General features: G+C 68.5%; 24 protein-coding genes and 1 tRNA gene. 13 read left to right on the forward strand and 12 right to left on the reverse strand.

Going from position 1 to position 25,614, the window contains the following annotated elements; genetic code table 11:
• Nucleotides 1-162 precede the first annotated feature (162 nt).
• Entirely contained in the window at nucleotides 163-1,194 is a 1,032-nt protein-coding gene (locus AC6EI8_RS10635) for a serine/threonine protein kinase (protein ID WP_498381904.1), read from the forward strand.
• A gap of 87 nt (nucleotides 1,195-1,281) precedes the next feature.
• Here the strand turns inward: AC6EI8_RS10635 and AC6EI8_RS10640 are convergent, their stop codons facing one another.
• Together AC6EI8_RS10640 and AC6EI8_RS10645 are read right to left on the reverse strand one after the other, a co-directional pair.
• Entirely contained in the window at nucleotides 1,282-1,719 is a 438-nt protein-coding gene (locus tag AC6EI8_RS10640; RefSeq protein WP_150083310.1) for a universal stress protein, read from the reverse strand.
• A gap of 299 nt (nucleotides 1,720-2,018) precedes the next feature.
• The gene (locus AC6EI8_RS10645) at nucleotides 2,019-2,276 is read right to left on the reverse strand and encodes a hypothetical protein (RefSeq protein ID WP_149316804.1); all 258 of its coding nucleotides are present in this window, start codon (nucleotides 2,274-2,276) and stop codon (nucleotides 2,019-2,021) included.
• Between the two features lie 414 nt (nucleotides 2,277-2,690).
• Between AC6EI8_RS10645 and AC6EI8_RS10650 the strand changes: the two genes are divergently transcribed.
• Complete coding sequence (locus tag AC6EI8_RS10650) at nucleotides 2,691-3,647, forward strand: helix-turn-helix transcriptional regulator (RefSeq protein ID WP_498381905.1); 957 nt, start codon at nucleotides 2,691-2,693, stop codon at nucleotides 3,645-3,647.
• Nucleotides 3,648-3,877: 230 nt separating this feature from the next.
• On the opposite strand, the gene AC6EI8_RS10655 is transcribed toward AC6EI8_RS10650, so the two are convergent.
• The 5 genes from AC6EI8_RS10655 to AC6EI8_RS10675 all read right to left on the reverse strand — a co-directional run bounded on the left by AC6EI8_RS10655 (nucleotide 3,878) and on the right by AC6EI8_RS10675 (nucleotide 8,943).
• Nucleotides 3,878-3,954, reverse strand: a tRNA-Met gene (locus AC6EI8_RS10655).
• A 191-nt stretch (nucleotides 3,955-4,145) separates the two neighbouring features.
• Nucleotides 4,146-5,846, reverse strand: a complete 1,701-nt coding sequence (locus AC6EI8_RS10660) for an MFS transporter (RefSeq protein ID WP_149316806.1) — start codon at nucleotides 5,844-5,846, stop codon at nucleotides 4,146-4,148.
• Nucleotides 5,847-6,222: 376 nt separating this feature from the next.
• Nucleotides 6,223-6,591, reverse strand: coding sequence for a DUF4212 domain-containing protein (locus tag AC6EI8_RS10665; protein ID WP_149316807.1), 369 nt, complete (start codon nucleotides 6,589-6,591; stop codon nucleotides 6,223-6,225).
• A complete protein-coding gene (locus AC6EI8_RS10670) occupies nucleotides 6,588-8,162 on the reverse strand; it encodes a sensor histidine kinase (RefSeq protein ID WP_265632751.1) in 1,575 nt (524 codons plus the stop codon). Before AC6EI8_RS10670 ends, AC6EI8_RS10665 begins: the two co-directional genes overlap by 4 nt.
• A gap of 88 nt (nucleotides 8,163-8,250) precedes the next feature.
• The gene (locus AC6EI8_RS10675) at nucleotides 8,251-8,943 is read right to left on the reverse strand and encodes a response regulator (RefSeq protein ID WP_149316809.1); all 693 of its coding nucleotides are present in this window, start codon (nucleotides 8,941-8,943) and stop codon (nucleotides 8,251-8,253) included.
• A gap of 436 nt (nucleotides 8,944-9,379) precedes the next feature.
• Here AC6EI8_RS10675 and recA point away from each other — a divergent pair, with 436 nt between their 5' ends.
• The 9 genes from recA to AC6EI8_RS10720 all read left to right on the forward strand — a co-directional run bounded on the left by recA (nucleotide 9,380) and on the right by AC6EI8_RS10720 (nucleotide 19,146).
• Entirely contained in the window at nucleotides 9,380-10,432 is a 1,053-nt protein-coding gene (gene recA / locus AC6EI8_RS10680; RefSeq protein WP_149316810.1) for a recombinase RecA, read from the forward strand.
• Between the two features lie 147 nt (nucleotides 10,433-10,579).
• The gene (gene recX / locus AC6EI8_RS10685) at nucleotides 10,580-11,047 is read left to right on the forward strand and encodes a recombination regulator RecX (RefSeq protein ID WP_226107318.1); all 468 of its coding nucleotides are present in this window, start codon (nucleotides 10,580-10,582) and stop codon (nucleotides 11,045-11,047) included.
• Between the two features lie 322 nt (nucleotides 11,048-11,369).
• Nucleotides 11,370-12,050, forward strand: a complete 681-nt coding sequence (locus AC6EI8_RS10690; protein ID WP_149316812.1) for a DUF2889 domain-containing protein — start codon at nucleotides 11,370-11,372, stop codon at nucleotides 12,048-12,050.
• A gap of 100 nt (nucleotides 12,051-12,150) precedes the next feature.
• Nucleotides 12,151-13,317 carry an ADP-forming succinate--CoA ligase subunit beta gene (gene sucC / locus AC6EI8_RS10695; protein ID WP_149316813.1) on the forward strand — a complete coding sequence of 389 codons (1,167 nt, stop codon included), beginning with the start codon at nucleotides 12,151-12,153 and terminating at the stop codon, nucleotides 13,315-13,317.
• Between the two features lie 73 nt (nucleotides 13,318-13,390).
• The gene (sucD, locus tag AC6EI8_RS10700; protein ID WP_006576698.1) at nucleotides 13,391-14,272 is read left to right on the forward strand and encodes a succinate--CoA ligase subunit alpha; all 882 of its coding nucleotides are present in this window, start codon (nucleotides 13,391-13,393) and stop codon (nucleotides 14,270-14,272) included.
• Between the two features lie 307 nt (nucleotides 14,273-14,579).
• On the forward strand, nucleotides 14,580-15,275 hold the full coding sequence (locus AC6EI8_RS10705) for a TerC family protein (RefSeq protein ID WP_150083306.1): 696 nt from the start codon (nucleotides 14,580-14,582) through the stop codon (nucleotides 15,273-15,275).
• Between the two features lie 204 nt (nucleotides 15,276-15,479).
• Nucleotides 15,480-16,028 carry a pilin gene (locus AC6EI8_RS10710; RefSeq protein WP_498381906.1) on the forward strand — a complete coding sequence of 183 codons (549 nt, stop codon included), beginning with the start codon at nucleotides 15,480-15,482 and terminating at the stop codon, nucleotides 16,026-16,028.
• A gap of 160 nt (nucleotides 16,029-16,188) precedes the next feature.
• Nucleotides 16,189-18,027 (forward strand): PglL family O-oligosaccharyltransferase, encoded by a 1,839-nt coding sequence (locus AC6EI8_RS10715; RefSeq protein ID WP_498381911.1) that lies wholly within the window; start codon nucleotides 16,189-16,191, stop codon nucleotides 18,025-18,027.
• A 159-nt stretch (nucleotides 18,028-18,186) separates the two neighbouring features.
• Nucleotides 18,187-19,146: a hypothetical protein gene (locus AC6EI8_RS10720; protein WP_498381907.1), complete on the forward strand. Its 960-nt coding sequence runs from the start codon at nucleotides 18,187-18,189 to the stop codon at nucleotides 19,144-19,146.
• Between the two features lie 96 nt (nucleotides 19,147-19,242).
• On the opposite strand, the gene moaC is transcribed toward AC6EI8_RS10720, so the two are convergent.
• Nucleotides 19,243-19,719: a cyclic pyranopterin monophosphate synthase MoaC gene (moaC, locus tag AC6EI8_RS10725; protein ID WP_498381908.1), complete on the reverse strand. Its 477-nt coding sequence runs from the start codon at nucleotides 19,717-19,719 to the stop codon at nucleotides 19,243-19,245.
• A 222-nt stretch (nucleotides 19,720-19,941) separates the two neighbouring features.
• Here moaC and AC6EI8_RS10730 point away from each other — a divergent pair, with 222 nt between their 5' ends.
• Both AC6EI8_RS10730 and AC6EI8_RS10735 read left to right on the forward strand, forming a co-directional pair.
• Nucleotides 19,942-20,163 carry a hypothetical protein gene (locus AC6EI8_RS10730; RefSeq protein ID WP_498381909.1) on the forward strand — a complete coding sequence of 74 codons (222 nt, stop codon included), beginning with the start codon at nucleotides 19,942-19,944 and terminating at the stop codon, nucleotides 20,161-20,163.
• Complete coding sequence (locus AC6EI8_RS10735; RefSeq protein ID WP_498381912.1) at nucleotides 20,136-21,818, forward strand: beta-barrel assembly-enhancing protease; 1,683 nt, start codon at nucleotides 20,136-20,138, stop codon at nucleotides 21,816-21,818. Before AC6EI8_RS10730 ends, AC6EI8_RS10735 begins: the two co-directional genes overlap by 28 nt.
• A 157-nt stretch (nucleotides 21,819-21,975) precedes the next feature.
• On the opposite strand, the gene AC6EI8_RS10740 is transcribed toward AC6EI8_RS10735, so the two are convergent.
• From AC6EI8_RS10740 to waaF, 4 genes are all read right to left on the reverse strand, one after another.
• Nucleotides 21,976-22,635, reverse strand: a complete 660-nt coding sequence (locus tag AC6EI8_RS10740; protein ID WP_498381910.1) for a DUF2946 family protein — start codon at nucleotides 22,633-22,635, stop codon at nucleotides 21,976-21,978.
• A gap of 129 nt (nucleotides 22,636-22,764) precedes the next feature.
• Entirely contained in the window at nucleotides 22,765-23,757 is a 993-nt protein-coding gene (locus AC6EI8_RS10745; protein ID WP_223819620.1) for a YheT family hydrolase, read from the reverse strand.
• A 118-nt stretch (nucleotides 23,758-23,875) separates the two neighbouring features.
• Nucleotides 23,876-24,316: a YybH family protein gene (locus tag AC6EI8_RS10750; RefSeq protein WP_149316821.1), complete on the reverse strand. Its 441-nt coding sequence runs from the start codon at nucleotides 24,314-24,316 to the stop codon at nucleotides 23,876-23,878.
• A 196-nt stretch (nucleotides 24,317-24,512) separates the two neighbouring features.
• Entirely contained in the window at nucleotides 24,513-25,535 is a 1,023-nt protein-coding gene (waaF, locus tag AC6EI8_RS10755; protein WP_226107326.1) for a lipopolysaccharide heptosyltransferase II, read from the reverse strand.
• Between the last annotated feature and the right edge of the window lie 79 nt (nucleotides 25,536-25,614).

Genomic DNA, 25,614 nt, shown 5'->3' on the forward strand with positions numbered 1-25,614 from the left:
CGGCTGGCAACGGCGAGCGTTCGCAGTCGGCACCGCGCGCGGCGTCCGAGTCGAATGGTCCCTCGCGCAACCGCCGGCCCGGCCCGCAGGCCGCGCTGCTCGGCGGACAGCGCTCGCGGCAGGGGTCCTGACGCGCGCGGTGTCCTAAGCTAGCGCTTAGCCATGGTGACGTCGCCCGATCCCGCCGCCTCGCCGGACATTCCGTTCGCGGGGCTGACACCCGACCTGATCCTCGATGCGCTCGAGGCGGCCGGCTTCATGCCGGACGGCCGGCTGCTGGCGCTGAACAGCTACGAGAATCGAGTCTGGCAGGTGGGGGTCGAGGACGGCGCGCCGATGGTGATGAAGTTCTACCGGCCCGGGCGCTGGAGCGATGCCGCCATCCTCGAGGAACATGCCTTCGTGCGGCAGCTTGCCGAGGCCGAGATCCCGGCCGTGCCGCCGCTCGATTGCGGCGGCAGTACGCTGCTGTCGCATGGCGGCTTCCGCTTCACCGTGTTCCCGCGCTGCGGCGGCCGCGAGCCCGAGCTCAACCGGGCCGATACGCTGACCTGGCTTGGCCGTTTCATCGGCCGCATCCACGCCGTCGGCGCGACTCAGCCCTATGTCCACCGGCCCGCGCTCGATGTCGAGACCTTCGGCGTGGCGCCGCGCGACTGGCTGCTGGCACAGGATTGCATTCCCGCCGATCTGTGGCCGGCCTGGCAGGCCGCCGCCGATCTCGCCATCGAGGGCGTGCGGCGCTGCTACGAGCGCGCCGGCGACGTGGCGCTGCTGCGGCTGCATGGCGACTGCCATCGCGGCAATCTGCTGTGGATCGAAGGGGATCAGGCCCGCGGCGGCAGCACGGGTCCGCATTTCGTCGATTTCGACGACAGCCGGACCGGCCCGGCGGTACAGGATCTGTGGATGCTGCTGGAGGGCGACCGCGCCTCGATGCAGAGCCAGCTGGCCGATATCGTGGCCGGCTACGAGGACTTCGCCGAATTCTCGACGCGCGAGCTGCATCTGGTCGAAGCCTTGCGCACCCTGCGTCTGCTGCACTACAGCGCCTGGCTGGCGAGCCGCTGGAACGATCCCGCGTTTCCGGCGGCGTTTCCGTGGTTCGGCACGGCGCGCTACTGGCAGGACCGCATCCTCGAATTGCGCGAGCAGATCGCGCTGATGGACGAGCCGCCGCTGTGGTCCAGCTGAACGGCTGATCGGGCAACTGTCCCGGGCGCCGCGGCAGCGCCCGGTCTTACTCCCACTTCTACCTTTGAATGGCCCCGCGTCGGGCCGTCAGGCCTTGTCCGGTGCCTTCACCAGGATGACCGGGCACGACGCGTGCGCCACCACGCGGCCCGCGACCGAGCCGAGCACCGCATCGAAGAACGATCCGCGGCCATGGGTGCCGATCACGATCGCATCGGCGTTCACCGATTTGGCCAGCGCCACGATCCGGTCCGGCGGAAAGCCGCTCAGCGCATGCTTTTCCACGCGCAGCTGCGCGGCGCCCAGGATGTCGCACACCGAGCGCATTGCCTTCTCGCTCTCTTCACGATGCCAGTCGTCGATCGCGTCCTTGCTGACGAAGGCGCGCACCTGTCCGGTGACCTCCGGGGCGACGTGCACCACATGCACGGTCACTTCGCCCTGCAGCAGCTTCCCTTCGACGATAAAGCGGGCGGCGGCGTCGCTGAAGGCGGAGCCGTCAGTGGCGAGCACGATATGGGTCATGGCGAGGGTTCTCCTATCACGGGCCTTGCAGGCGTTGTCGACGGCCAGGCGGTTCGGCGGCGCCTTGCCTAGCTGAATTCATGATGGCAGCTAGGCGGCGATCTCGCCATGATTCCGGTCAAAAACTCGGCACTTGGCCTACCTTCATGCCCGTCTCGGCACTTATTGCGACAGCAGCAGCCCCGTAAAGGTGACCAGCCAGCCACTGGCCAGGCAGGCGCCGATCCACGCCGCGACGATCAGTGCATTGTCTCGAAGGCTCATCGCTTGCTCCTTCATTCCTTCCTTCATCCCGTCCTTCATTCGCCGATCGGCGCCGGATAGTCGGCACGGGAGCGCGCGCCCTCGCTGAAGACGTCGTGCGTGCGGGCGCCCTCCGCGTAGACGTCGAAGGCGCGCGCGCCCTCGGCGAAGCGGTCCACCGCGCGGAAGGTGTAGCCATAGTCGTCGCCGGCATGCGACCCGCGCACCGGCGCGGCGAACACGCTGTTCAGCGACAGCAGGGCGGTACCGGCGATGGCAGCGCTGAGAACCAGGCGGGCGGTCGTGATCTTCATGATTTTCTCCAGTTGTTGAATTTTTGAGAATCGTTTTGCTTGGGGATGTCGTCAGCCGATGGGAGAAGAATAGGCTCACATCCCGGAGGCAACGCGCGACCGCCTCGTATCAGTTATTCAAAGTTTTTAACAATGCGCATGCTTGTGCGGGCCCGGCGTGGGCGCTGCTCACTCCGCGTGCCGGCGCGCATCGCATAGGCTGTTGCTCGCACTTTCGATTCGGAGGGCCGAAGTGCGTGCCGGGAACCGTCGTTCCTTGTCCATTTCCTTCATTTCCGGACGCCCCGCTTGATAGGCTTCGCTCTCCCCACGCAGACCAACCTTTCATTGCGCTTTATGGCCCACCAGTTCGATTCGCAACTCGACGTTTCCATTCTTTCCGTCCTGCTTGACGACGGCGGTCCCCGGCGCTGGATGAGCACCCAGGACGTGGCACGCGGCCTGACCGCCCTGGAGGTGGCCGACCCGCCCGCCGAGGTGCTGCAGCAGCGCCTGGTGCTGCTGGTCGCCGACGGCTCGGCCGAGTGCCGCGCGGAAGGGCGCGGCCTGATGTGGCGCCGCGCCGAATGTGCCGGCAAGGTGCTGGCCAACGCCGATACCTGGCTCAGCGACGAAGAGGCGCTCGCCCTGCAGGTGCTGAAGCGGTTCGCCGGCCGCCAGATCACTTCGGTGATGGCGACCCTGCTGCGGCCGTTGTTCGATGCCGCCGAGTCGCAGCTGCGGCGGCGTGGCCGCGAAGGCTGCGCCGGCCGGATCGCCTGGCATCGCAAGCTGTCGGTGGTCGAACGCAGCTCGCCGCTGGTGCCGCCGCGGCTGCGCGAGACCGTGCTGCTGCCGGTACTGACCGCGGTATTCGAGGAGCGCAACCTGGAGGTCGTGTATCGGCCGCGCTTCGAGCCCGAGCGCAAGCGCGTGCTGATGCCGCTGGGCGTGGTCGAGAAGGCCGGCATGGTCTACCTGGTGGGCCTGGAAGACGAGGACCCCGCGCCCCAATGCCTGCGGCTGGACCGGGTCCATGCGGCGCACGCGCTGAAAGAGCGCTTCATTTACCCGGACCATTTCTCGCTGGCCGACTATGTGGAAGAGGCGGCCGAATTCGGCCTGCACGCGGACGGCAATATCAAGCTGGCGGTCCGCTTCGCCAAGGGCTGCGGCGATATCGTGCGCGATGCGCCGATCTCGCCCGACCAGACCGAGGAGATCGGTCCGGACGGTTCGCTGGTGGTCCGCTGCACGGTGGAGATGGCCGACTGGCTGGTGCGCTGGCTGCGCTCGTTCGGCCCGCAGGCCGAGGTGCTCGAGCCGGTCTCGCTGCGGCGCGCGCTGGCGCACGAAGTCAAGACGATGGCGCGGGCTTACTGCAGGAGCTGACCGGGCTGGGGAAGGGGGGTTGGGAAGGAGGGGCTGGGAAGGAGGGCTGGGAAGGAGGGCTGGGAAGGGGGCTGGGAAGGGGGCTGGGAAGGGGGCGATGGATCGGCTTCCGATCCCCCCGGGTCGCGGCGCCGGCACGGCGGCAAGCCGCGGCGCCACCAAAACCCGTGGCGCAACCCCGCGGCACCAAAACAAAAAGGGGCCAGCTTGCGCTGACCCCTTCGAAATACTGGTGGCGAATCAGGGACTCGAACCCCGGACCTGCGGATTATGATTCCGTCGCTCTAACCGACTGAGCTAATTCGCCGACGAAGACCGCCATTATACGGGCCGTTGGATCGCTGTCAACACTTTTGTACGGGCCCTTGCATCCGGTTCTGCCGGCGGCGGTGGCGGCGGATGCAGCTATCCCACAAAAAAACCGGCGGCCCTCCCGGACCGCCGGTTTCGTCTCCGTTTCGCCGCCGGCACGGGAGCCGGCGTGGCGCGATGCGGATATCAGTCGTTCGCGTAGATATCCACGTCCTTGGTCTCGCGGATGAACAGCGAGCCGATCACCAGCGTGATGCCGGCGATCACGATCGGGTACCACAGGCCGTAGTAGATGTTGCCGTTCTGCGCGACCAGGGCGAACGAGATGGTGGGCAGCATGCCGCCGAACCAGCCGTTGCCGATGTGGTAGGGCAGGGACATCGAGGTGTAGCGGATGCGGGTCGGGAACAGCTCGACCAGCATCGCGGCGATCGGACCGTAGACCATGGTCACGTAGATCACCAGGATCACCAGGATCACCAGCACCATCACCGTGTTCATCTCGGCGGGGTCGGCCTTGGTCGGGTAGCCGGCCGCGGACATCGCCCCGGCGACCTCCTTCTTGAAGGCGTCGATCCTGGCCTTGCTCTCCGGCTCGAAGCTATGGCCCTGCGGCACCAGCGACGCGTTGAAGGACTGGATCTCGCGATCGCCGATCTTGACGGTCGCGGTGGTCCCGGCCGGCGCCTCGACGACTTCGTAGCTCGCCGACGACTGCGCCAGCGTGCGCTTGGCGATGTCGCAGGAGCTGCGGAAGTCGATCTCGCGGGCGATCGGGCTGCCCTGGAACGAGCACTGCTTCGGATCGGCGGTGACGACGATCTGGGCCGACTGCTGAGCGCGCTCCAGCGCCGGGTTGGCGTAGTGCGTCAGCGCCTTGAACAGCGGGAAGTAAGTCAGCATTGCCAGCGCGCAGCCGGCCATGATGATCCACTTGCGGCCGATCTTGTCCGACAGCGCGCCGAAGAACACGAAGAACGGCGTGCCGATCACCAGCGCGCCGGCGATCAGCAGGTTGGCGGTCTTGGCGTCGACCTTCAGCACCTGCGTCAGGAAGAACAGCGCATAGAACTGGCCCGTGTACCAGACCACGGCCTGGCCGGCGGTCAGGCCCACCAGCGCCAGGATCACGATCTTCAGGTTGCGCCATTGCGCGAACGATTCCGTCAGCGGCGCCTTCGAGGTCTTGCCCTCCGACTTCATGCGCTGGAACGCCGGCGATTCGGCCATCGACAGCCGGATGTAGACCGAGACCCCGAGCAGCACGATCGACAGCAGGAACGGAATGCGCCAGCCCCAGACCTCGAAGTCGGGACCGGTCAGCTGACGGCACACCAGGATCACGATCAGCGACATGAACAGGCCCATCGTCGCGGTGGTCTGGATCCACGAGGTGTACGAACCGCGCTTGCCGTGCGGCGCGTGTTCGGCGACGTAGGTCGCCGCACCGCCGTACTCGCCGCCGAGCGCGAGGCCCTGCAGCATTCGCAACGCGATCAGGATGATCGGCGCGGCCCAGCCGATGGTGGCATAGCTGGGCAGCAGGCCGACGATGAAGGTCGACACGCCCATGATCAGGATCGTCACGAGGAACGTGTATTTACGTCCGATCATGTCGCCGAGGCGGCCGAACACCAGCGCCCCGAACGGCCGCACGATGAAGCCGGCGGCAAAGGCGAGCAGCGCGAAGATGAAGGCCGAGGTCGGATCCAGGCCGGCGAAGAACTGCTTGGCGATGATCGCCGCCAGCGAACCGTACAGATAAAAGTCGTACCACTCGAATACCGTGCCGAGCGACGAGGCGATGATGACTTTCCTCTCCTCGGCCGTCATCGGGGTGTTCTGCGCGCTGCCTCCGGGCACCGCGACATTCGGGGCATTAGCCATTTTGTCTCCTCCTACTGTTCAGGGGTCCTTCGCACGGCCGCGCAAGGCAGGCGGACACGCCGCGTTCCGGCGCGGGCCGTCGAATGTGTGTGGATTCTGGGAGGCGAAACTTACGGCGTTCTGACAGCGGAGGGTGCGCGGGGGCCGATATTGCTCGGGGTATACGCTAGCGTCGCGCGGTGCTGGCACCCGCCTTTCGTGGGGGGAGAGCGATGCTGCGATGCGGGACGCTGCAGGTCCCGAGCACGCGGCGAGCAGTGTTGCAGGCGGTACTGCAGGCGATGCTGCGGGGGGTGCTGGGGGGGGCGGTGCGCAGGGGCGGTGCGCAGGGCGGCCGGCAGAACGGCCCGCAGGGCGACGAGCGCGTTCGCGGCGTTCAGCGGTGCCGTGCGGCATCGCCGTCGTCGGCGTGCCCGGCATCGTTGCTCGGCTCGTATCCCGACTGGTCTCTCGACTGGTCCCTCGGCTCGTCCGCCGGCTCGCCGATCTCGCGATCGGCCCGGTTCATGCGCCAGGCATAGGCCGCGGCCATCAGCACGTACAGGATCAGCAGCCCTTGCGCGCCGGCCCAGAACGAGAAGGGCCAGCCGAAGAAGTCGAAGCGCAGCTCGCGCGCGAACCAGCTGACGCCGAACGTGCCGGCAAACCACAGCGCGAGCAGCACCGCGGTCCAGCGCAGGTTGGTGCGCCAGGCGGCCGCGGCGCGCTGCTGGCGGGCAAGGCGTACCGGATCGGGCGCGTTCATGCCGCCTCCGCGGACGCCGGACGGCGCAGCGTCACGCGCAGCCGCGCACCGGCCAGGCGCGGCTGCTGCTGGTAGACGTGGTCCTCGATGGCGACGTCGCCGCCATGCTGCTGCACGATCTCGCGCACGATCGCCAGCCCCAGGCCGCTGCCCTCGGTGCTGGTGCCCAGCACGCGATAGAAGCGCTCCATCACGCGCGGCCGCTCGGCCGGCGGAATGCCCGGCCCGGTGTCCTCCACGTCCAGATAGGCGAACGGTTCGAACGGATCGGCGCTGACGCGAACGGTCGCGTGGCCTCCCGGCGGCGTGTAGCGGATCGCGTTATCGAGCAGGTTGTTCAGCATCTCGGTCAGCATCAGGCGGTTGCCCTGGACCATCACCGGATGGTCGGACGCATCGAGGCCCAGGTCGATGCGCTTGGCCCAGGCCTGCGGCAGCCAGTCCTTGACCACCTCGCGCGCCAGCGCGGCCAGGTCCAGCGGCGCCATGTTGCCGCTGCCGGCGAAGTTCTCCATGCGCGCCAGCGACAGCAGCTGCGTGACCAGATGCGCGGTGCGCTGCGAGCTGCCGGCGATCTGCGCCAGCGACTTGCGCAGTTCCTCGGGCGACTGCTCGCGCTGGGCCAGTTCGGCCTGCATGCGCAGCCCGGCCAGCGGCGTCTTCATCTGGTGCGCGGCATCGGCGATGAAGCGCTTCTGCGTCTGCACCGATTGATCGAGCCGCTCGAGCAGTTCGTTGAACGAGGCCACCAGCGGCGTGATTTCCTGCGGCGCGGCCTGTTCGTCGATCGGACTGGTGTCGCCCGGATTGCGCGCGCGAATGCGCTGCTGGATCGCGGTCAGCGGCGCCAGCCCGCGCGACAGGCCGAACCACACCAGCAGCACCGCCAGCGGCAGGATCACGAACTGCGGCAGGATCACGCCCTTGATGATCTCGTTGGCCAGGCGCGCGCGCTTGTCCAGCGTCTCGGCGACCTGCACCAGCACCGGATGGCCGCCGGGCACCGCCGGCATCTCGACATAGGTATACGCCACGCGCACGTCGTTGCCGGCCACCTGGTCGTCGCGCAGCGACACCAGCCCGGCGTGGCCGCGGTCTTCCTCGACGGGCAGCGGCAAATCGCGATCGCCCGCCACCAGCTCGCCGCGCGTGCCGACCACCTGGTAGTAGACCGCGTCGGTCTCGTCGGCGCGCAGGATCTCCCGCGCGGACAGCGGCAGCTGCAGCGTCACGCCGCCATTGACCTCGCGCACCTGCTGCGACAGCACGATCGCACTCGATTCCAGTGCGCGGTCGTAGGGGCCGTTGGCGATCGACTTGGCGACCAGGTAGGTCACCGCGATGCTCAGCGGCCACAGCAGCAGCAGCGGCGCCAGCATCCAGTCGAGGATCTCGCCGAACAGCGAGCGCGGCGACGCGTGCCCGGCGTCGTCCTCCAGATGGGGCAGGGCGTCGGCCAGCATCTCGTCGGTCACCTCGTCCTCGGCGGTGGCCGCCGCGGCGGCGCGGCGGCGGCGCGTGTCGCCGAGCGCCGGCGACGGGCGTTTCCAGGGCAGGCGCAGCGGATACATGCGAAGGGCGTGGGAGATAGGGGCGGAGGGCGGAGGCGCGCCGGGCAGGTTCGAAGGGAAAGCCCGGGCGCCGCTGCGGTCGGCGGAATCAGGAATGCGCGGCGGCCGGGGCCGGCTGGAATTTCTCCAGGCAATAGCCGAGGCCGCGCACGGTGGCGATGCGGATGCCGCCGACCTCGATCTTCTTGCGCAGCCGGTGCACGTAGACCTCGATCGCGTTGTTGCTGACTTCCTCGCCCCATTCGCACAGGTGGTCGACCAGCTGCTCCTTCGACACCAGCCGCCCCGAGCGCGTCAGCAGGATCTCGAGCAGGCCCACCTCGCGCGCGGACAGGTCCAGCATCTGGTCGTTCAGATAGGCGATGCGGCCGACCTGGTCGAATGCGAGCGGACCGTGCCGCATCAGCGTGGCGCCGCCGCCGGTGCCGCGCCGTACCAGCGCGCGCACGCGCGCCTCCAGTTCCGACAGCGCGAAGGGCTTGGCCATGTAGTCGTCGGCGCCCAGGTCCAGGCCCTTGACCCGCTCGTCGACGCTGTCGGCAGCGGTCAGGATCAGCACCGGCACCATCGCGCCGCGGGCGCGCAGCCGCTTCAGGACTTCGAGCCCCGGCATGCGGGGCAGCCCCAGATCGAGAATGACCAGGTCGTAGGCCTGCGTGGACAGCGCCGAATCGGCTTCCATGCCGTTGGCCACATGATCGACCGCATAGCCGGAATGGCGCAGGGAACGGGTCAGGCCGTCGGCCAGCACGTCGTCGTCTTCGGCAATCAGAATGCGCATGGTGGTCTCCCCTGGCTCGGCAGGCGGGCGCCGGCCCGCGCGGGCCGCCCTGTTTCCCCTGTCCTCCCGATCGTCATGCGCACTATGGGATGAAATGGGGCTTGCCAAGCATACTGTTTTTTTATACAGTACCCGCTGATTCCAGGCGAGCGCATGGGGCTGGATCGCAACCGGGGCCACGCGTCACGGAGGGCGCCGGTCAGCCGGGCGGTGCCGTGGTCCAACCCGGCTGCATTTTTGAGCCGATGCTGATTCACGGCTGCCATGCTCCGCCTCTAGAATGCGTTGCCGCAGCGCGCTCCGACGATGCAGACGCCGGGGTGGCGCGGGTCGGGCGCGTGGGTCTGCGTAACGAGGTGCCGCACAATATCGGCATCGAATAGCAGGCGGCGCGCCGCATGCGGCCTATTTATACACCATTGACGGAAGGACGACCATGGATGACGGCAAGAAGGCAGCTGGCGTGAGCGCCGAGAAGCAGAAGGCGCTGGCCGCCGCGCTGGCCCAGATCGAGAAGCAGTTCGGCAAGGGCTCGATCATGCGGATGGGCGACGGCGAGGTCGAGCAGGACATCCAGGTGGTGTCGACCGGCTCGCTGGGCCTGGACATCGCGCTGGGCGTCGGCGGCCTGCCGCGCGGCCGGGTCGTCGAGATCTACGGCCCGGAATCGTCGGGCAAGACCACGCTGACGCTGCAGGTGGTCGCCGAGATGCAGAAGCTGGGCGGCACCTGCGCGTTCATCGACGCGGAGCATGCGCTGGACGTCAATTACGCCAGCAAGCTGGGCGTCAGCGTCAGCGATCTGCTGATCTCGCAGCCGGACACCGGCGAGCAGGCGCTCGAAATCACCGACGCGCTGGTGCGCTCGGGCTCGGTCGACCTGATCGTGATCGACTCGGTGGCGGCGCTGGTGCCCCGGGCCGAAATCGAAGGCGAGATGGGCGACGCGCTGCCGGGCCTGCAGGCCCGCCTGATGAGCCAGGCGCTGCGCAAGCTGACCGGCACCATCAAGCGCACCAATTGCCTGGTGATCTTCATCAACCAGATCCGCATGAAGATCGGCGTGATGTTCGGCTCGCCGGAAACCACGACCGGCGGCAATGCGCTGAAGTTCTACGCCTCGGTCCGCCTCGACATCCGCCGCATCGGCTCGATCAAGAAGGGCGACGACGTGATCGGCAACGAGACCAAGGTAAAGGTGGTCAAGAACAAGGTGTCGCCGCCGTTCCGCGAGGCCTTCTTCGACATCCTGTACGGCCAGGGCATCTCGCGCCAGGGCGAAATCATCGACCTCGGCGTGGACGCCAAGATCGTCGAGAAGTCGGGCGCCTGGTACAGCTACAACGGCGAGAAGATCGGCCAGGGCAAGGACAATGCGCGCGAATTCCTGCGCGAGAATCCCGATATCGCCGACGAAATCGAGAACAAGGTCCGCGCCGCCCTCGGCGTGGTGCCGATGAACGGTACGCCGGCGCTGGCGGCAGAGTAAGCCGGGTTTGCGGCGCTGTGGGTCCGGCTCCGCCGGGCCTGCAAGCGCCGCGTTCGCTCGCCCTCCACCCCTTTCGCCCAGCGGGAGAGGGCGTCCCGTCCCGGCTGCCGTCCTTGCCCCGCCGCTCCGCCGTTCCCTCCCAACCCCATGCCTCGTCCTCCGCTGTCCCTGAAAGCGCGCGCGGTCGGCTATCTGTCGCGCCGCGAGCATAGCCGCGCGGAACTGGCGCGCAAGCTGGCGCCGCATGCCGAGTCGCCGGAGGAACTGGAGCGCCTGCTCGATACGCTGGAGCGCGAGAACTGGCTGTCCAACGCCCGCTTTGCCGAGAGCCTGGTGCACCGGCGCGCCAGCCGCTATGGCGCTTCCCGCGTCATGCAGGAGGCCCGCACTCACCAGCTCGACGGCGAGCAGCTGGCCGACCTGCAGCAGCAGTTGCGCGCCACCGAGCTCGAGCGGGCGCGCGAGGTCTGGCGCAAGCGCTTCGGCGTCGTGCCGGCCACGCCGGAGGAGAAGGCCAAACAGCTGCGCTTTCTGACCGCGCGCGGCTTCTCCCAGGCGACGATCAGCCGGGTGATCCGCGATGCCGAGCGGCCGCCGGACGAGGAGGGCGAGTGAAAGACCGATGGAACGGCGTGCCGGAGCGGCAGGCGTGCAGGATGTGATGCAGCCGCCGCGGTAGTCCGACGCGGCAGTCCGGCGCGTCAGTCCGGCGCGTCAGTCCGACGCGGTAGTCCGCCGCCGTAGTCCGCCCGGTCAGTCCGATCATCCGCGCCGACAATCGGGCTCGACATTGCGCACATCCGGGTATTCCCGGCCAATGCGGTCCGGCATGTTAAACTCCACGAGTTTTCCGCAAGCGCGGCGCGAATTCGTGCGCCCGCAGCAAATCGTCTTCAGGCCGGTTCCGCCGCGCCTTCCCTTGTCACAGCCTGGTGCCATGCCGCTTTCCGCCCCCGTCAATCGCGCCCTGCGTCATCGTCGCGCCATCACGGCCGAGGCGTATCTCCGCGAAGACGGCCTGTGGGACATCGAGGCCCGGCTTACCGACACCAAGCCCCGCGACATTCCGCTCGCCGGCGGCGGCGTCCGTCCGATCGGCCAGCCGCTGCACGACCTGTGGCTGCGCGTGACCATCGACCTGCGCATGAACGTGGTCGACGCCGAGGCCTGCTCCGACTGGGTTCCCTATCCCGGCCACTGCGACACCATCGGCCCGGCCTACCGCCAGCTGATCGGCCTGAACCTGATGAAGGGCTTCCGCAAGGCCGTGCGCGAACGCCTGGGCGGGGTGGCCGGCTGCACCCATCTGACCGAACTGGCCGGGATCCTGCCGACGACGGCAATCCAGGCCTTTGCTGGCGACGTCTTCAAGATTCGCGACGGCGCCAGCGACGACAGCAATCCCGAACCGCCCTACCAGCTGCATGGCTGCCATGCGCTGCACTTCGAAGGCGAGGTGGTTCGCCAGTTTTATCCGCGCTGGTACGGACACCAGCCGAAACCGAGAGCCCGGGCCGATGCGCCGCCGGCCTCGCCGCCGCAGTCACCGCAGGCCCCGCAGGCGATTGCCGACGACGACGGCGGCGCTCCGCACCGGTCCACCGGAACCTCCGGGTGAGGTTCCGGGATCCCCACGAGATCTCGACCTCTCCCGCTTCATCACCCGCTTTACTACCCGGCTTTTCTACCCATTTACGCCTACCCGAAAGGAAACACGCATGAATATCCATGAGTACCAAGGCAAGGAAATCCTGCGCAAATACAATGTGCCGGTTCCCCGCGGTATCCCCGCATTCTCGGTCGAAGAAGCGCTGAAGGCGGCCGAACAGCTTGGCGGCCCGGTGTGGGTCGTCAAGGCGCAGATTCACGCCGGCGGCCGCGGCAAGGGTGGCGGCGTCAAGGTGGCCAAGAGCCTGGACGAGGTCAAGACCTACGCCAGCAACATCCTGGGCATGCAGCTGGTCACGCACCAGACCGGTCCGGAAGGCAAGAAGGTCAACCGCCTGCTGATCGAAGAAGGCGCTGACATCAAGAAGGAACTGTACGTCAGCCTGGTGGTGGACCGCGTGTCGCAGAAGGTCGCGCTGATGGCCTCGAGCGAAGGCGGCATGGACATCGAGGAAGTCGCCGCGCAGACCCCCGAGAAGATCCACACGCTGATCATCGAGCCGTCGATCGGCCTGACCGACAAGGACGCCGACGACATCGCCCGCAAGATCGGCGTGCCCGACGCCAGCCTGTCGCAAGCCCGCCAGGCGCTGCAGGGCCTGTACAAGGCGTTCTGGGACACCGACGCCTCGCTGGCCGAAATCAACCCGATGATCCTGACCGGCGACGGCAAGGTGATCGCGCTCGACGCCAAGTTCAACTTCGACTCGAACGCGCTGTTCCGCCACCCGGAAATCGTCGCCTACCGCGACCTGGACGAAGAAGATCCGGCTGAAATCGAAGCCTCGAAGTTCGACCTGGCCTACATCTCGCTCGACGGCAATATCGGCTGCCTGGTCAACGGCGCCGGCCTGGCGATGGCCACCATGGACACCATCAAGCTGTTCGGCGGCGAGCCGGCCAACTTCCTCGACGTGGGCGGCGGCGCCACCACCGAGAAGGTGACCGAGGCCTTCAAGCTGATGCTGAAGAACCCGAACGTGCAGGCCATCCTGGTCAACATCTTCGGCGGCATCATGCGCTGCGACGTGATCGCCGAAGGCGTGATCTCGGCCTCGAAGGCGGTGCAGCTCGGCGTGCCGCTGGTCGTCCGCATGAAGGGCACCAACGAAGACCTCGGCAAGAAGATGCTGGCCGAGTCGGGCCTGCCGATCATCTCCGCCGACACCATGGAAGAAGCGGCCCAGAAGGTGGTGGCCGCGGCCGCAGGCAAGTAAGCCAGACGCGAAACCGAAAGCGAGCGGCGTGGCGCCGGGCGCCCGCCGCGACAGCCAAGCAAAGGATTACAGCATGTCGATTCTGATCAACAAAGACACCAAGGTCATCACCCAAGGTATTACCGGCAAGACCGGCCAGTTCCACACCCGTGGCTGCCGCGACTACGCCAACGGCAAGAACGCCTTCGTCGCCGGCGTGAACCCGAAGAAGGCCGGCGAGGACTTCGAGGGCATTCCCATCTACGCGAGCGTCAAGGAAGCCAAGCAGCAGACCGGCGCCACCGTGTCGGTGATCTACGTCCCGCCCGCAGGCGCCGCCGCCGCGATCTGGGAAGCCGTGGACGCCGACCTGGACCTGGTGGTCTGCATCACCGAAGGCATCCCCGTGCGCGACATGATGGAAGTCAAGGACCGCATGCGCCGCGAAAACAAGAAGACGCTGCTGCTCGGACCGAACTGCCCGGGCCTGATCACGCCCGACGAAATCAAGATCGGCATCATGCCGGGCCACATCCACAAGAAGGGTCGCATCGGCGTGGTGTCGCGCTCGGGCACGCTGACCTATGAAGCCGTGGGCCAGCTGACCGCGCTGGGCCTGGGCCAGTCGTCGGCCGTCGGCATCGGTGGCGACCCGATCAACGGTCTGAAGCACATCGACGTGATGAAGATGTTCAACGACGATCCGGACACGGATGCGGTCGTGATGATCGGCGAGATCGGCGGTCCGGACGAGGCCAATGCCGCCTACTGGATCAAGGACAACATGAAGAAGCCGGTGGTTGGCTTCATCGCCGGCGTGACGGCGCCTCCGGGCAAGCGCATGGGCCACGCCGGCGCGCTGATCTCGGGCGGTGCCGACACGGCGCAGGCCAAGCTGGAGATCATGGAGTCCTGCGGTATCAAGGTCACCAAGAACCCGTCGGAAATGGGCCGTCTGCTGAAGTCGATCCTGTAATACGGGTCGGGGCCGGCCTTGCCGGTCCATCGGCCGGGGCCGCGGTCCGCCGCGGCTCCCCTGCAATGCCCTCGCTCCACGCGAGGGCATTGTCGTTTTGGCGCCACTGGAACGACCAATAGATCATTCTCTGATGTATCTGCCGGTTTGTTGAAATCAAAACGAAAGGTTTCTGCGGTACATCTCAATGTCTTGGGCGTCAGACATCCGAAAGGCCGCAATCGCGGACGGGCAAGTTCCGTTGCTGGCTGGGCCCTGACACCCCGTCTTCATTCCAATTCCAATATCGACTTCGAGGAGCCACGCAGTGGAATTGCTGTCGTCCACCACGTTCTGGATCGCACTGGGATCCATCATCCTGACCAATATCGTGCTGTCCGGCGACAACGCCGTCGTGATCGCGCTGGCCTCGCGCAACCTGCCGCCGGCGCAGCAGAAGCGCGCGATCTTCTGGGGCAGCGCCGCAGCGATCATCATGCGCGTGGTGCTGACCGTCGCCGCGGTCAAGCTGCTGAGCCTGCCGTACCTGAAGATCATCGGCGCGATCCTGCTGGTCTATATCGGCGTGCAGCTGCTGACCGGCGATGACGACGAGGAAGGCCACGACGCCAAGGACAACATCTGGGCCGCGATCCGCACGATCCTGATCGCCGACCTGGTGATGTCGCTCGACAACGTGGTGGCGGTCGCCGCCGCCGCGCAGAAGGGCCCCGAGGGCAGCCAGCTGCTGCTGCTGGTGATCGGCCTGGGCCTGTCGATTCCGCTGATCGTGTTCGGCAGCACGCTGCTGCTGAAGGTGATGGAACGCTTCCCGGTGATCATCGTGGCCGGCGCCGCGCTGCTCGGCTATCTGGCCGGCGAGATGCTGGTCAGCGATCCGGTCGACGCCGCCTGGTTCGAGGTGCACGTGCCCCACGCCCACCTGGTGTTCGGCGCCATCGGCGCGATCCTGGTGGTGGTGATCGGCAAGCTGATGCAGAAGCGCGGCGCGCAGACCGCCTGACGCCCCGCCCGGCGCGCTTGCCCTCTTGCGGGCAGGTGCGGCCATGCGAACCGAGCCCGGCACGCGCCAGCGTTGCCGGGCTTTTTCATGGACGCTGCCGCCGGTCCCAGGGCAAGGCTTCGATGCCAAATTTTGTGAATGGACGGCGAAACGCGGTCCGCCCGCTCGATACTGTCGGCCTTCCAATCGTTCGGGAGCCGCTCCATGCCAGTCGCCGCACGCTTGCCGCGGGGCCGCCGCGCTGATCACGCCCATCATGCCCATCGGGCCCCTCGAACTCATCGAACCCATCGCGCCTTCACGCTGATCGAGCTGATGGTGGTGGTCGCCATCATCGGCATCCTGGCCGCCATCGCGGTGCCGCAATATCGGGACGATACAATTCGGGCCAGGCTGTCGAGCGTGCTGACCGCGGCCGCGCCTTTGAAGATGGCGGTCAGCCTGTGCGCGCAGGAAGCGGGCGGCGTGCTGGACGATTGCAATGACGACAACGCGGCCGCCGCGATTCCGCCGTTCGCGCGGAGCCGCGAGATCGCGCAGGCGACCGTCAGCGGTCCGGGCGTGATCACGCTGACGCTGTCCGCCAGCGGGCTCGGCGCCGGGGTCGACGGCAGGGAGATCGTGCTGCGGCCATCGGTCAACGCGACCTCGGTCAGCTGGGAGATCACCACCACGATCGAGAACGCGGTCGCCAGGCAGTATGTCCTCAGGAACAGCCAGTCGCCCGCCGATACATCGCAGGCGAGGGCGTAGTCGGGTAGCCGGGCCGGTGTCATGACGGACGACGCCAGCCACGCCGGACTGCGCAAGGATCATCTCGGCGACGCGCCCATGGGCGTGTCGCCTTCGTCGGGAATCGAATGTGAATTTGCGCAGGAACGTTGCGCTGGATTGGGCGTGCCCGCTGTTGGCGATGGCCGTCGCGTTGCCGCCGCTGGTCTCCAAACACACCTTGCCGCTGGCCACCTTCTACGGCGAGTGGGCGTCGGCGTTGGCCTTCGTCGTGCTGGTGCTGTGGTCCGCGACGCTGCGCGCCGCCGGTGGGGCCGCCGGCAGTGCCGCTGCCGGTGCCGCCGCTGGTGCCACCGCTGGTGCCCCCGTTGATGCCACCGTTGGTGCCGCCACCCCCGCCGGCGTTCCGTTCGTGACCGCGTCCTGCCTGTGGCTGATCGCCCTGGGCACGGGCGCCACGCTGGCCGGTCAGCCCGACGTGACCGGCAGCCGCAGCCTGACGCTGGCCGCGCTGCTGCTCGCCACCGGCGCGATCTGGGCCGGCCATCGCTATCGCCGCGCGCTCGACGCCGACGTGGTGCTGACCGCGTTCGCGACGGCGTGGCTGGCGGCAGGGCTGTTCGGCACGCTCGCCCAATGGGTGCAACTGTTCCGGCTCGAGGGCGACAGCTTCGGGCTGGTGTCCGATTACTTCTACGACGCCAATCGCCGGCTATGGGGCAATCTGAACCAGCCCAACCACCAGGCGACCGTGCATGGCCTGGCGCTGGCGGCGTCGGTGTGGCTGGCCTCGCGCGGCGAGCTGCGCGCGCTGCCGTGGCTGGTCGCGGTGGCGCTGGTCGAAAGCGGTGTCGTGCTGTCCGGCTCGCGCACTGGCGTGCTGCACGTGGGGCTGGCCGCCTGCTATGCGCTGGTCGCGGCCTGGCTGGCGCGCTCCGCGCAGGACGTGGCGCCGGCCTCAGCGCGCTGGTCCCTGCGCGCCCCCGCCGGGCTCGTGTTTGCGGCGGCGGCGCTGGTGGCCATGCTGATGCTGCTGCAGCCTGCGATCAAGGCGGCGGGGCAGGCGTTCGGCTGGTCGCTGTTCGACACCATGGCGCAACTGCAGGCCGGCGACCAGATTTCCGCGCGCGGCGCGCTGTGGGCGCATGCCTGGGCGATGTTCGTCGCGCATCCGTGGTTCGGCGTCGGCTGGGGCGAATTCGGCTGGGCACAGTTCGAACAGCTGGCGCGGCTGGGTATCACGGTCGAGATGTCGCTGCACGCGCATAACGCCGTGCTGGACCTGCTGGCCAAGACCGGGATCGTCGGCACCGCCGGCGTCGCGCTGTTTCTGGCGGCCTGGCTATGGCGGGTGGTGCGCGCGAGGCTGTGGCGTGCCGATACGGTGGAACGCGCCCGCACGGCGGCGGCGCTGACGTGGCTGGCGATGCTGTGCGCGCATTCGATGCTCGAATATCCGCTGCACTACCTGTATTTCCTGCTGCCGTTCTGTTTCCTGCTGGGATGGCTCGAGCCCGCCGCGCTGGCGGTCACGCGCATGCCGCGCGCGCTGGCCACGATGGGGCCCGCCGTGGCCGGCCTGGCCGCGGCCCTGGTGCTCGCGACGATGTGGCAGGACTACCGCCGCGTCGAAGCGCGCGAGTACGCCAGCCCGGCGCGGGTCGACACCTTGCCCGCGCCGAATCTGTGGTTCGGACAGCACGCGGAGGCGCACCAGGCCGAGCTCGCGCCCCTGTCTGCCGACGGCGCCGATGCGTGGCTGCCGCCGCATATCGCCGCGATCCACCTGTTGCCCACCCCGACGGTGATCGCGCGCGGCGCCTGGCTGCTGGCGCTCAATGGCGAGCCGGAGCAGGGCCGGGAATGGCTCGAGCGGCTGCGCTACTACTATCGCGGCGACGAGGCCGCCCAGTTCGCCCGCGTCGCCGGCTATTGCGAGGGCGTCGACGCTGCCAGGCGGCCGCGCGAATTCTGCGAGTGGGTCCAGCGCCGCCGGGCCGCCATACCGATACCACGGTAGGGCGGTAGTCCGAAGGAGGAATGCCGCGCTGCCGCAAGCCGTGCGCGGCTTCGTTTCCGGAGAAGCGCCGCGCCGAGGCATTTCATCCGTCGGCACGATTTGTCACGCCAGTTCCGGCCCCTAGACTCGCCCGGTGCCTGTGTCACACGGGAGAGACGAATGCAGACTGGCAAGCGAAGGATCCTGACGGTGGCTGTGCTGGGACTGGTGGCCATCATCACCACCGAGGTGCTGGCGCGCGCCGGCCTCGGCCTGGGCGATCCGCCGCTCTATCAGACCGATCCGGAAATCGAGTACCTGCTCAAGCCCAACCAGCGCGTGAAGCGCTTCGGCCATCGCTATGTGGTCAACCGCTACGGCATGCGCTCGGACGATTTCGAGCCGAAGAAAGGCGCGCCCGGGGAGCGGCGCGTGCTGGTGTTCGGCGATTCCGTCGTCAACGGCGGCGCGCAGGTCGACCAGGGGCGCCTTGCCACCGAGCAATTGCGGGTACGGCTGGGCCGGACCAGCCAAGTGGCGACCGTGGGCAATGTGGCGGCATTCAGCTGGGGGCCGGGCAACTGGCTCGCCTACGCGCGGCGCTTCGGTTTTCTCGACGCCGATACCGCGATCATCGTCGTCAACGGCGCCGATTATGGCGATGTGCCGACCTTCGCGCCGCTGCGGCCGGATACCCATCCCTCGCAACCGCCGCTGTCGGCGCTGGTGGAGGGCGCCACCCGTTATCTGCCCGCCTATCTCGGGCTGGATCAATCGTCCGGACCGGCGCGCGAATCGACCGATGCCGATCGCGCCGCCTCGCTGCGCGACCTGGCCGAACTGATCGTGATGGCCAGGAGGGCCGGCGTGCAGGTCCGGCTGGTACAGCACTACGAGCGCGACGAACTGGATGGCGCCGGCCTGCCCGCCGGCCTGCAGGCCTTCTCCCGGCTGTGCGAGGAATACGAGGTGCCGGTCGTCAGCATGCGTGACGCCGAGCGCCGCGCACGCGATGTGGCCTATCTCGATGACATCCACCTGAGCCCGGAAGGACAGGACCTGCTCGCCGACGCGCTGCTGGCGGCCGCCAATCTGCCCGCCGGCGGCCGGCACGTCGCCGCGTTCGGCCTGCGCCACTAGCGGGGCGGCGGGGCTGCGGGGAAGGGGGGCTGCGGGGGCCGCCCGGCGTGCTGCGTGGGCTTGATTGCCCCTCTTGCGGGCCTCGGCGTGCCGCTCTTACTGCGCCACCCAATCCCCCGACTTGCCGCCATGCTTCTCCAGCAGGCGGATGCCGCCCATCACCATGCCGCGGTCGGCAGCCTTGCACATGTCGTAGATCGTCAGCAGCGCGACCTGCACGCCGGTCAGCGCTTCCATCTCGACGCCGGTCTGGCCGCGCGTCTCGGCGCGCACGGTGCAGTGCACGGAACTGCCCGCCTCGTCCAGCGCGAATTCGAGCGCGACCTTGGTCAGCGCCAGCGGATGGCAAAGCGGAATCAGGTCGGCGGTGCGCTTGGTGGCCATGATGCCGGCGATGCGAGCGATGCCGAGCACGTCGCCCTTCTTCGCGGTGCCGTCGCGCACCAGCGCGAAGGTTTCCGGCGCCATCGTGATGGAGCCGGTGGCGATCGCCACCCGGTGGGTGGCGTCCTTGCCGCCGACATCCACCATATGCGCCTGGCCGGCGGTATCGAAGTGAGTGAGCTTGCTCATGATTGGCGTCGCAGGGTTGGCGTCGAACGGTTGGGGTCGAACGGTTGGGACCGAAGCGGGAGGGGATCGAAGGAAATCGCAGGAAATCCGGAAAGCAGGACGGCAGGGCAGGGGTGCCCGCCGGGCGCGGAACGGTCGCGCCAGGCCGCTATCATAGCAACATGCTGATTTTCCGCCCCGTCGCCCGGCGCGCTTCGCTCGCCGATCTTCGCGCCGATTCCCGTGCCGATCCCGGTACCGATCCCGGAGCCGATCGCGGAGCCGATCCCGGAGCCGATTTCGGTGCTGATCTCCGTGCCGATTTCGGTGCCGATCTCGAAGCCGATCTCGGTGCCGATCGCCGTGCCGATGCCCGTGCCGCCGGACGTTCACGCTCGGCGCCCGCATCGCGCCATGCCGGGCCCCGCCTTGCCGTGCTGCGTCGCCCGCTGGCGGCGCTGCTGATGCTGGCGCTGGCCACGCCGGCCTGGCCCCAGGCCGCATCGGCGCCGGCGGGCAAGGCGGTGCCGACGATCGCGCCGCCGTTGTTGGGCTTGCCGGGCGACGCCAGCGATCAGGTCTACGACAACCTGAACCGCAGCGTGAAGGCTGGGCAGAAGTCCGACTTCGGCCTGCGCAGCGGCAACCCGGTGGTCGAGAGCAACGGCATCCAGCTGCCGGACATGGGCGACCCGTCGACCGCGGCGCTGTCGCCCGATATGGAGAAGCGGCTGGGCGACCGCATCATGCGCGATATCCGCCGCGATCCGCAGTACGTCACCGATGCGCTGCTGGCCGATTATCTGAACGCGCTCGGCTACAAGCTGATCCAGGCCGCGCGCCGCCAGAACCTTGCAGGCACCACCGGCGGCGGCACCTTCGCCACCGGCTTCGAACTGTTTGCCGTACGCGATCGGACCATCAACGCGTTCGCGCTGCCCGGCGGCTATATCGGCGTGCACACCGGCCTGCTGGTGCAGTCGGACACCGAGTCGGAACTGGCGTCGGTGATCGGCCACGAGATCGGCCACGTCACGCAGCGGCATATCGCGCGCGGCATCACCAGCCAGGATCAGTCGATGTGGATCGCGCTGGCGTCGATGGTGCTGGCCGGGCTGGCCGCGACCCGCAGCCCCGACGCCGCGGCCGCGCTGGCGATGGGCGGGCAGGGCGCGGCGCTGGCCAACCAGCTGTCGTTCTCGCGCGGCGCCGAGCGCGAGGCCGACCGCGTCGGCTTCCAGATCCTGTCGGCGGCGGGCTTCGATCCGCAGGGCATGCCGGACTTCTTCCGCCGGCTGCAGCGCGTCACCGGCATCTCGGAAAGCTCGGTGCCGTCCTATGTGCGCACCCACCCGCTGACCTCCGAGCGGATCGCCGACATGCAGGACCGCGCCAGCCATCTGCCGGCGCGCAAGGTCGGCAGCACGCCCGAATACGAATTCGCGCGGGTGCGCGCGCGCATCCTGCAGGAAGCCAATCCCACCGATATCCAGAACGCGCGCGCCGCGCTGCAGGCCCAGTTGTCCAGCGCATCGCCGATGCGGCAGCCGGCGATCTACTACGGCATTGCGTTTGCCGAGCAGCGGCTGGGCCGGCTGGTGCAGGCGGAGCAGGCGCTGGCCGAGGCGCGCCGGCTGTACGGCAATATTCCCGGGGCGTCATCGGGCAGCCCGATGCTCGACGTGATGGCGATCGAGCTGGCGCGCGCGCAGGGCCGCGTGCCGGACGCGGTCCGCCAGGCGTTGGCGTCCATGAAGACCTTCCCGCTGTCGCACGCGGTCGCGCTGTCGTATGCGGAGACGCTGCTGGGAGCCGGCCGTGCCGACGAGCTGGTGACATTCCTGCGTTCGCGCACCCGCGAGGAGAGCGCGCGCGCGGAATGGTGGGAGTTGCTGGCGCGCGCCTACGCGGCGCAGGGCAAGCGCGTGCAGCAGCATCAGGCGTTGGCCGAGAAGTACGCGCGCGATGGCGCCTATCAGGCCGCGATCGAGCAGCTGCAGATCGCGCGCAAGGCCGGCGACGGCGACTTCTATACGCTGTCCGAGGTCGATGCCCGGCTGCACCAGCTCGAGCGGCAGTATCGGGAAGAACGGCAGGACAACAAGGGCATGCCGAACTGAGGCGCGGCGGCTGCGGCGGCCGCAGCCGCAGCCGCAGCCGCAGTCGTAGTCGCAGCCAAAGCCAAAGCCAAAGCCAAAGCCAAAGCCAAAGCCAAAGCCAAAGCCAAAGCGGAAGCCGCAGCGGCCCCCGCCGCCGCCGCGCGCGCCATCCCGCGCCTCAGCGGGACGGCGGCGGTTCCTGGGTCTGCTGCTGCGGTGCCGGCTGCGGCCGCGGCTGCCGCACGAAGCCGAAGCGCCGGGGCACCTCGACCTCGGCAATCGGCTCGATCGGCAGATCGCGGCCGTCGAAGTGAAAGACGCCAAGGTCCGTGCCGCAGGCCTCGCCGTGCCAGTCGCAACTGCTGCTGAACGCGTCGAGATCGTGGTCGTGCAGCAGCGCGGCATGAAGCGCGTTCCTGCCCTCGTTCTTGGCCGCGTTCACGCCTTCGTTCCCGCCCTCATTCCCGCCCTCGATCTCGCCCACCAGCACCACGTTGCCGTGCTCGTCGGCATGGCAGGACCGCGGCGTGAAGGCCCGCTGCGAGGTGGTGTGGAATTGACCCTGATGCAGCCGCACTACCCAGGGCGCATAGGCGAGCTCGACGAACACGCGCTGCGGCCCGTTCTGGAAGAACCAGGCGCCATGCTCGTCGCACACGTAGTTGCGTTCGATAAAGGCCACCAGCGCGGGATGCCGCAGCGGATCGCCGGACAGGCCATGCTGCTGCGCGTACTCGTTGCGGATGCGCCATTGCCCGCGCCGGTCCAGCGCGAGCCAGCCATAGCAGTAGGGGACATTGGGCCAGCGGGCCATCGCCTGCTTGACGATTTCGTCCATGCTCGTCTCCTGTTGAACTCCTTGCCTGCGCGGCTTGCGGCCTCGTTGCAGTACGCCCGCAGGACGCCGGCAGCAGGGCCGCGGCCGCCGGTACGCCGGCAATCCACCGCGCTTCCAGCGTAGACCCTGTCAGCCCAGGCTATCGAAGAATCGCAGCACCCGTGCCGGCAGCCAGTCGGTATGGCCGCCGCCCGGCAGCAGCGACGACAGCGGCAGATGGCGCCGCCAGTCGCGCGGCGGCGCCAGGAAGCCGACGTGCCCGCCATGCTCGGGCTGGTCCAGCAGCACCTGCCCGCTGACGTCACGCGCGCCCGGCAGATAGTGCGCCGGCAGGAAGGGATCGTTGCGCGCGTTCAGCACCAGCGTCGGCACCGCGATATGGCGCAGCACCGGCTTGCTGGCGGCGCGCGCCCAGTAGTCGTCGGTATCGCGAAAGCCGTGCAGCGGGGCCGTGACCACGTTGTCGAAGGCATAGAGGTCGCGGCTGGCCAGCAGCGCGGCGCGGTCGAACAGGCCAGGGTACTGGGCCAGCTTGTCCAGCGACTTGCGCTTGAGCGTCTGCAGGAACATCTGCGTATAGACGCGGTTGAAGCCGCGCGACAGCGCCGCGCCGCCGCCCGCAAGATCGAGCGGCGCCGACACCGAGGCGGCGCCGGCAAGGAAACCGGCGCTCGACTGGGCCTCGCCCAGATAGCGCAGCAGCGCATTGCCGCCCAGCGAGATGCCGAGCGCATACAGCCGCCGGCCATCGGCCGCATGCCGCTCGCGCAGCCGCCGCAGCACCCAGTCGATCTCGACGTAGTCGCCGGAATGATAGAAGCGCGGCGCCAGGTTCAGCTCGCCGGAGCAGCCGCGGAAATGCGGGATCACGCCCTGCCAGCCGCGCTCGCGCAGCGCCGCCATCATCGACTGCGCGTAGTGGCTGGTCGAGTTGCCCTCCAGCCCGTGGAACAGCACCAGCAGCGGCGTGCCGGGCGCGACCGGGTGCGTGGTCCAGTCCAGGTCGATGAAGTCGCCGTCGGGCGTGTCCCAGCGTTCGCGGCGAAAGCTCACGCGCGGCCGGCGCGTCAGCCTCGCTGGGATGATGGTCTGGCTATGGCCGTCGCGCAGCCACCATGGCATGCGCGCGTGGGCGTCGAAACCGTGCGGGTCGGCCAGCGGCGAGGGCGGATGCCGGAGCAGGTCGGCGGGGCGGGACATGACGGCGGGTGGTCGGATGCCGGGCGTTTCCCCGGCCGGTTCAGTGCAGGGCCTGCTTGGCCGTCGCGGTCGAGATCGTGACCTGCGCGGCGTTGGCCGGGCTGCAATGGATATGTGCCAGGCGCCAGCCCTCGTGGTTCTGCAGCAGCACGTAGGTGGTGTGCACGTACAGGTCGGCCTCGACGCGGTCGGTGGCGAAGCGCAGCGCCTCGGTGACGTCGAAGATGGAGACGCCCAGCGTCGAATGGCTGCTGCTTTCCAGCACGTCGATCAGCACCGGCTGGCGGTCCAGCAGCTGCAGGAAGGCCTGGCGCAGATGATCGTGGCCGATCAGCCGCTGGCCGTCGGGCATCACGCAGGTGATCGAATCCTCGTCCAGCCACAGCTTCAGCGCGCCTTCGGCATCGCGCAGCTTCAATGCCTCGCGAAAGGCTTCCAGGATGTCTTCGGCGGAATCGAACAGGCGGGCGAAGCGAGGCATGGCGGGATCGGTCGGTGGGCCCTGCCGGCAGGCCGGGCCATGAATCGAAGCCGTCCCGGTCGCCGGTGTCTGGCGGTGTGGGCGGGGACGGCCATCGCGGGTCAATCAACGGCGCGCCGGACGCGCCTGGCGGCGCCGGGTCGGCGCACGCGGTTCAGCTATTCGCAGTTCAGCTATTCAGTCAGCGGTGGTTCCATCAGGGCCGGTGCAGCAGCTTGCGCAGTTCCACGAAGACCATTTCGGGCTCGATCTCCCGCAAGCAGCGCAGATGGCCGAGCGGACATTCGCGCTGGAAACACGGGCTGCACTCGAGCTGGAGCCACATGATACTCGCTGCCTGTGACAGCGGGGGCGTATGGCGCGGATCGCTGGAGCCGAATACCGCGACCTGCGGCCGGTTTAGCGCGGCGGCCACGTGCATCAGGCCGGAGTCGTTGCAGACCGCCGCCTCGGACAGTGCCAGCAGGTCGACCGCGTCGTCCAGCGAGGTCTGGCCGCACAGATTGCGCACGAAGGGCGCGCCGGCGCAGATCTCGGCGGCGATCTCGCCGTCCTTGGCCGAGCCCAGCGTCACGATCTGCGCGTACGGGTACGAGCGGCGCAGCATCTGCGCCAGCTCGGCGAAATGCGCGGCGGGCCAGCGCTTGGCCGGACCGTATTCGGCGCCCGGGCAGAAGGCGATCAGCCGGGTCTGCGGCGCGATGTCGAAGCGCTCGGCGGTCTTGACCACGCGCGCCGGATCGACGCGCAGCCGCGGCTCGGGTAGGCCCTCGGGCAGCCGCGCGCCGGGTTTGAGCGCCAGCCGCGCATAGTGCTCGACCATCGGCGGACGCTTGTCCTTCGGCGGATTGGCGTGGCGGATGTTGAGCAGGCCGAAGCGCGCCTCGCCGCGATAGCCGACCCGCAGCGGAATGCCGGCCAGCCACGGGATCAGCGCGGACTTCAGCGAGTTGGGCAGCACGTAGGCGACGTCGTAGCCTTCGTTCTTCAGCTGCTGGGCGAACATCAGCCGCGCCGACAGCTGCAGCTTGCCGTGCGCCAGGTCGCTGGGAAACACGCGCCCGATCTCGGGCATGCGCGCGAGGACGGGCGCGACCCATTTCGGCGCGAGCGCATCGATGGCCAGACGCGGATGGCGTTGCTTGAGCAGCGCGAACAGCGGCTGCGCCATCAGGGCGTCGCCGATCCAGTTGGGCGCGATGACGAGGGCTTTGTTCATAAGCAAGGCGCCGCCGTGCCGCCCGGGAGGTGACCGGGGCGGCAGAGCGGCGAGAGCGAAACGGGGCGTTCGGCGCCGG

It is taken from the genome of Cupriavidus sp. R6-3 (assembly GCF_059772245.1).

Coding starts and splice junctions, on each gene's coding strand:
- AC6EI8_RS10670 (WP_265632751.1), bottom strand. CDS start 8,162: ATGTATCCGCTGCGCCTGCCCTGGAAACGCCCGTCGCCGGCGCTCGGC.
- AC6EI8_RS10635 (WP_498381904.1), top strand. CDS start 163: ATGGTGACGTCGCCCGATCCCGCCGCCTCGCCGGACATTCCGTTCGCG.
- AC6EI8_RS10745 (WP_223819620.1), bottom strand. CDS start 23,757: ATGCCATGGTGGCTGCGCGACGGCCATAGCCAGACCATCATCCCAGCG.
- AC6EI8_RS10690 (WP_149316812.1), top strand. CDS start 11,370: ATGCCGCTTTCCGCCCCCGTCAATCGCGCCCTGCGTCATCGTCGCGCC.
- AC6EI8_RS10650 (WP_498381905.1), top strand. CDS start 2,691: ATGAGCACCCAGGACGTGGCACGCGGCCTGACCGCCCTGGAGGTGGCC.
- AC6EI8_RS10665 (WP_149316807.1), bottom strand. CDS start 6,591: ATGAACGCGCCCGATCCGGTACGCCTTGCCCGCCAGCAGCGCGCCGCG.
- waaF (WP_226107326.1), bottom strand. CDS start 25,535: ATGAACAAAGCCCTCGTCATCGCGCCCAACTGGATCGGCGACGCCCTG.
- recX (WP_226107318.1), top strand. CDS start 10,580: ATGCCTCGTCCTCCGCTGTCCCTGAAAGCGCGCGCGGTCGGCTATCTG.
- AC6EI8_RS10710 (WP_498381906.1), top strand. CDS start 15,480: ATGCCAGTCGCCGCACGCTTGCCGCGGGGCCGCCGCGCTGATCACGCC.
- AC6EI8_RS10645 (WP_149316804.1), bottom strand. CDS start 2,276: ATGAAGATCACGACCGCCCGCCTGGTTCTCAGCGCTGCCATCGCCGGT.
- AC6EI8_RS10715 (WP_498381911.1), top strand. CDS start 16,189: ATGGCCGTCGCGTTGCCGCCGCTGGTCTCCAAACACACCTTGCCGCTG.
- AC6EI8_RS10660 (WP_149316806.1), bottom strand. CDS start 5,846: ATGGCTAATGCCCCGAATGTCGCGGTGCCCGGAGGCAGCGCGCAGAAC.
- moaC (WP_498381908.1), bottom strand. CDS start 19,719: ATGAGCAAGCTCACTCACTTCGATACCGCCGGCCAGGCGCATATGGTG.
- recA (WP_149316810.1), top strand. CDS start 9,380: ATGGATGACGGCAAGAAGGCAGCTGGCGTGAGCGCCGAGAAGCAGAAG.
- AC6EI8_RS10675 (WP_149316809.1), bottom strand. CDS start 8,943: ATGCGCATTCTGATTGCCGAAGACGACGACGTGCTGGCCGACGGCCTG.
- AC6EI8_RS10720 (WP_498381907.1), top strand. CDS start 18,187: ATGCAGACTGGCAAGCGAAGGATCCTGACGGTGGCTGTGCTGGGACTG.
- AC6EI8_RS10740 (WP_498381910.1), bottom strand. CDS start 22,635: ATGGACGAAATCGTCAAGCAGGCGATGGCCCGCTGGCCCAATGTCCCC.
- sucD (WP_006576698.1), top strand. CDS start 13,391: ATGTCGATTCTGATCAACAAAGACACCAAGGTCATCACCCAAGGTATT.
- AC6EI8_RS10640 (WP_150083310.1), bottom strand. CDS start 1,719: ATGACCCATATCGTGCTCGCCACTGACGGCTCCGCCTTCAGCGACGCC.
- sucC (WP_149316813.1), top strand. CDS start 12,151: ATGAATATCCATGAGTACCAAGGCAAGGAAATCCTGCGCAAATACAAT.
- AC6EI8_RS10750 (WP_149316821.1), bottom strand. CDS start 24,316: ATGCCTCGCTTCGCCCGCCTGTTCGATTCCGCCGAAGACATCCTGGAA.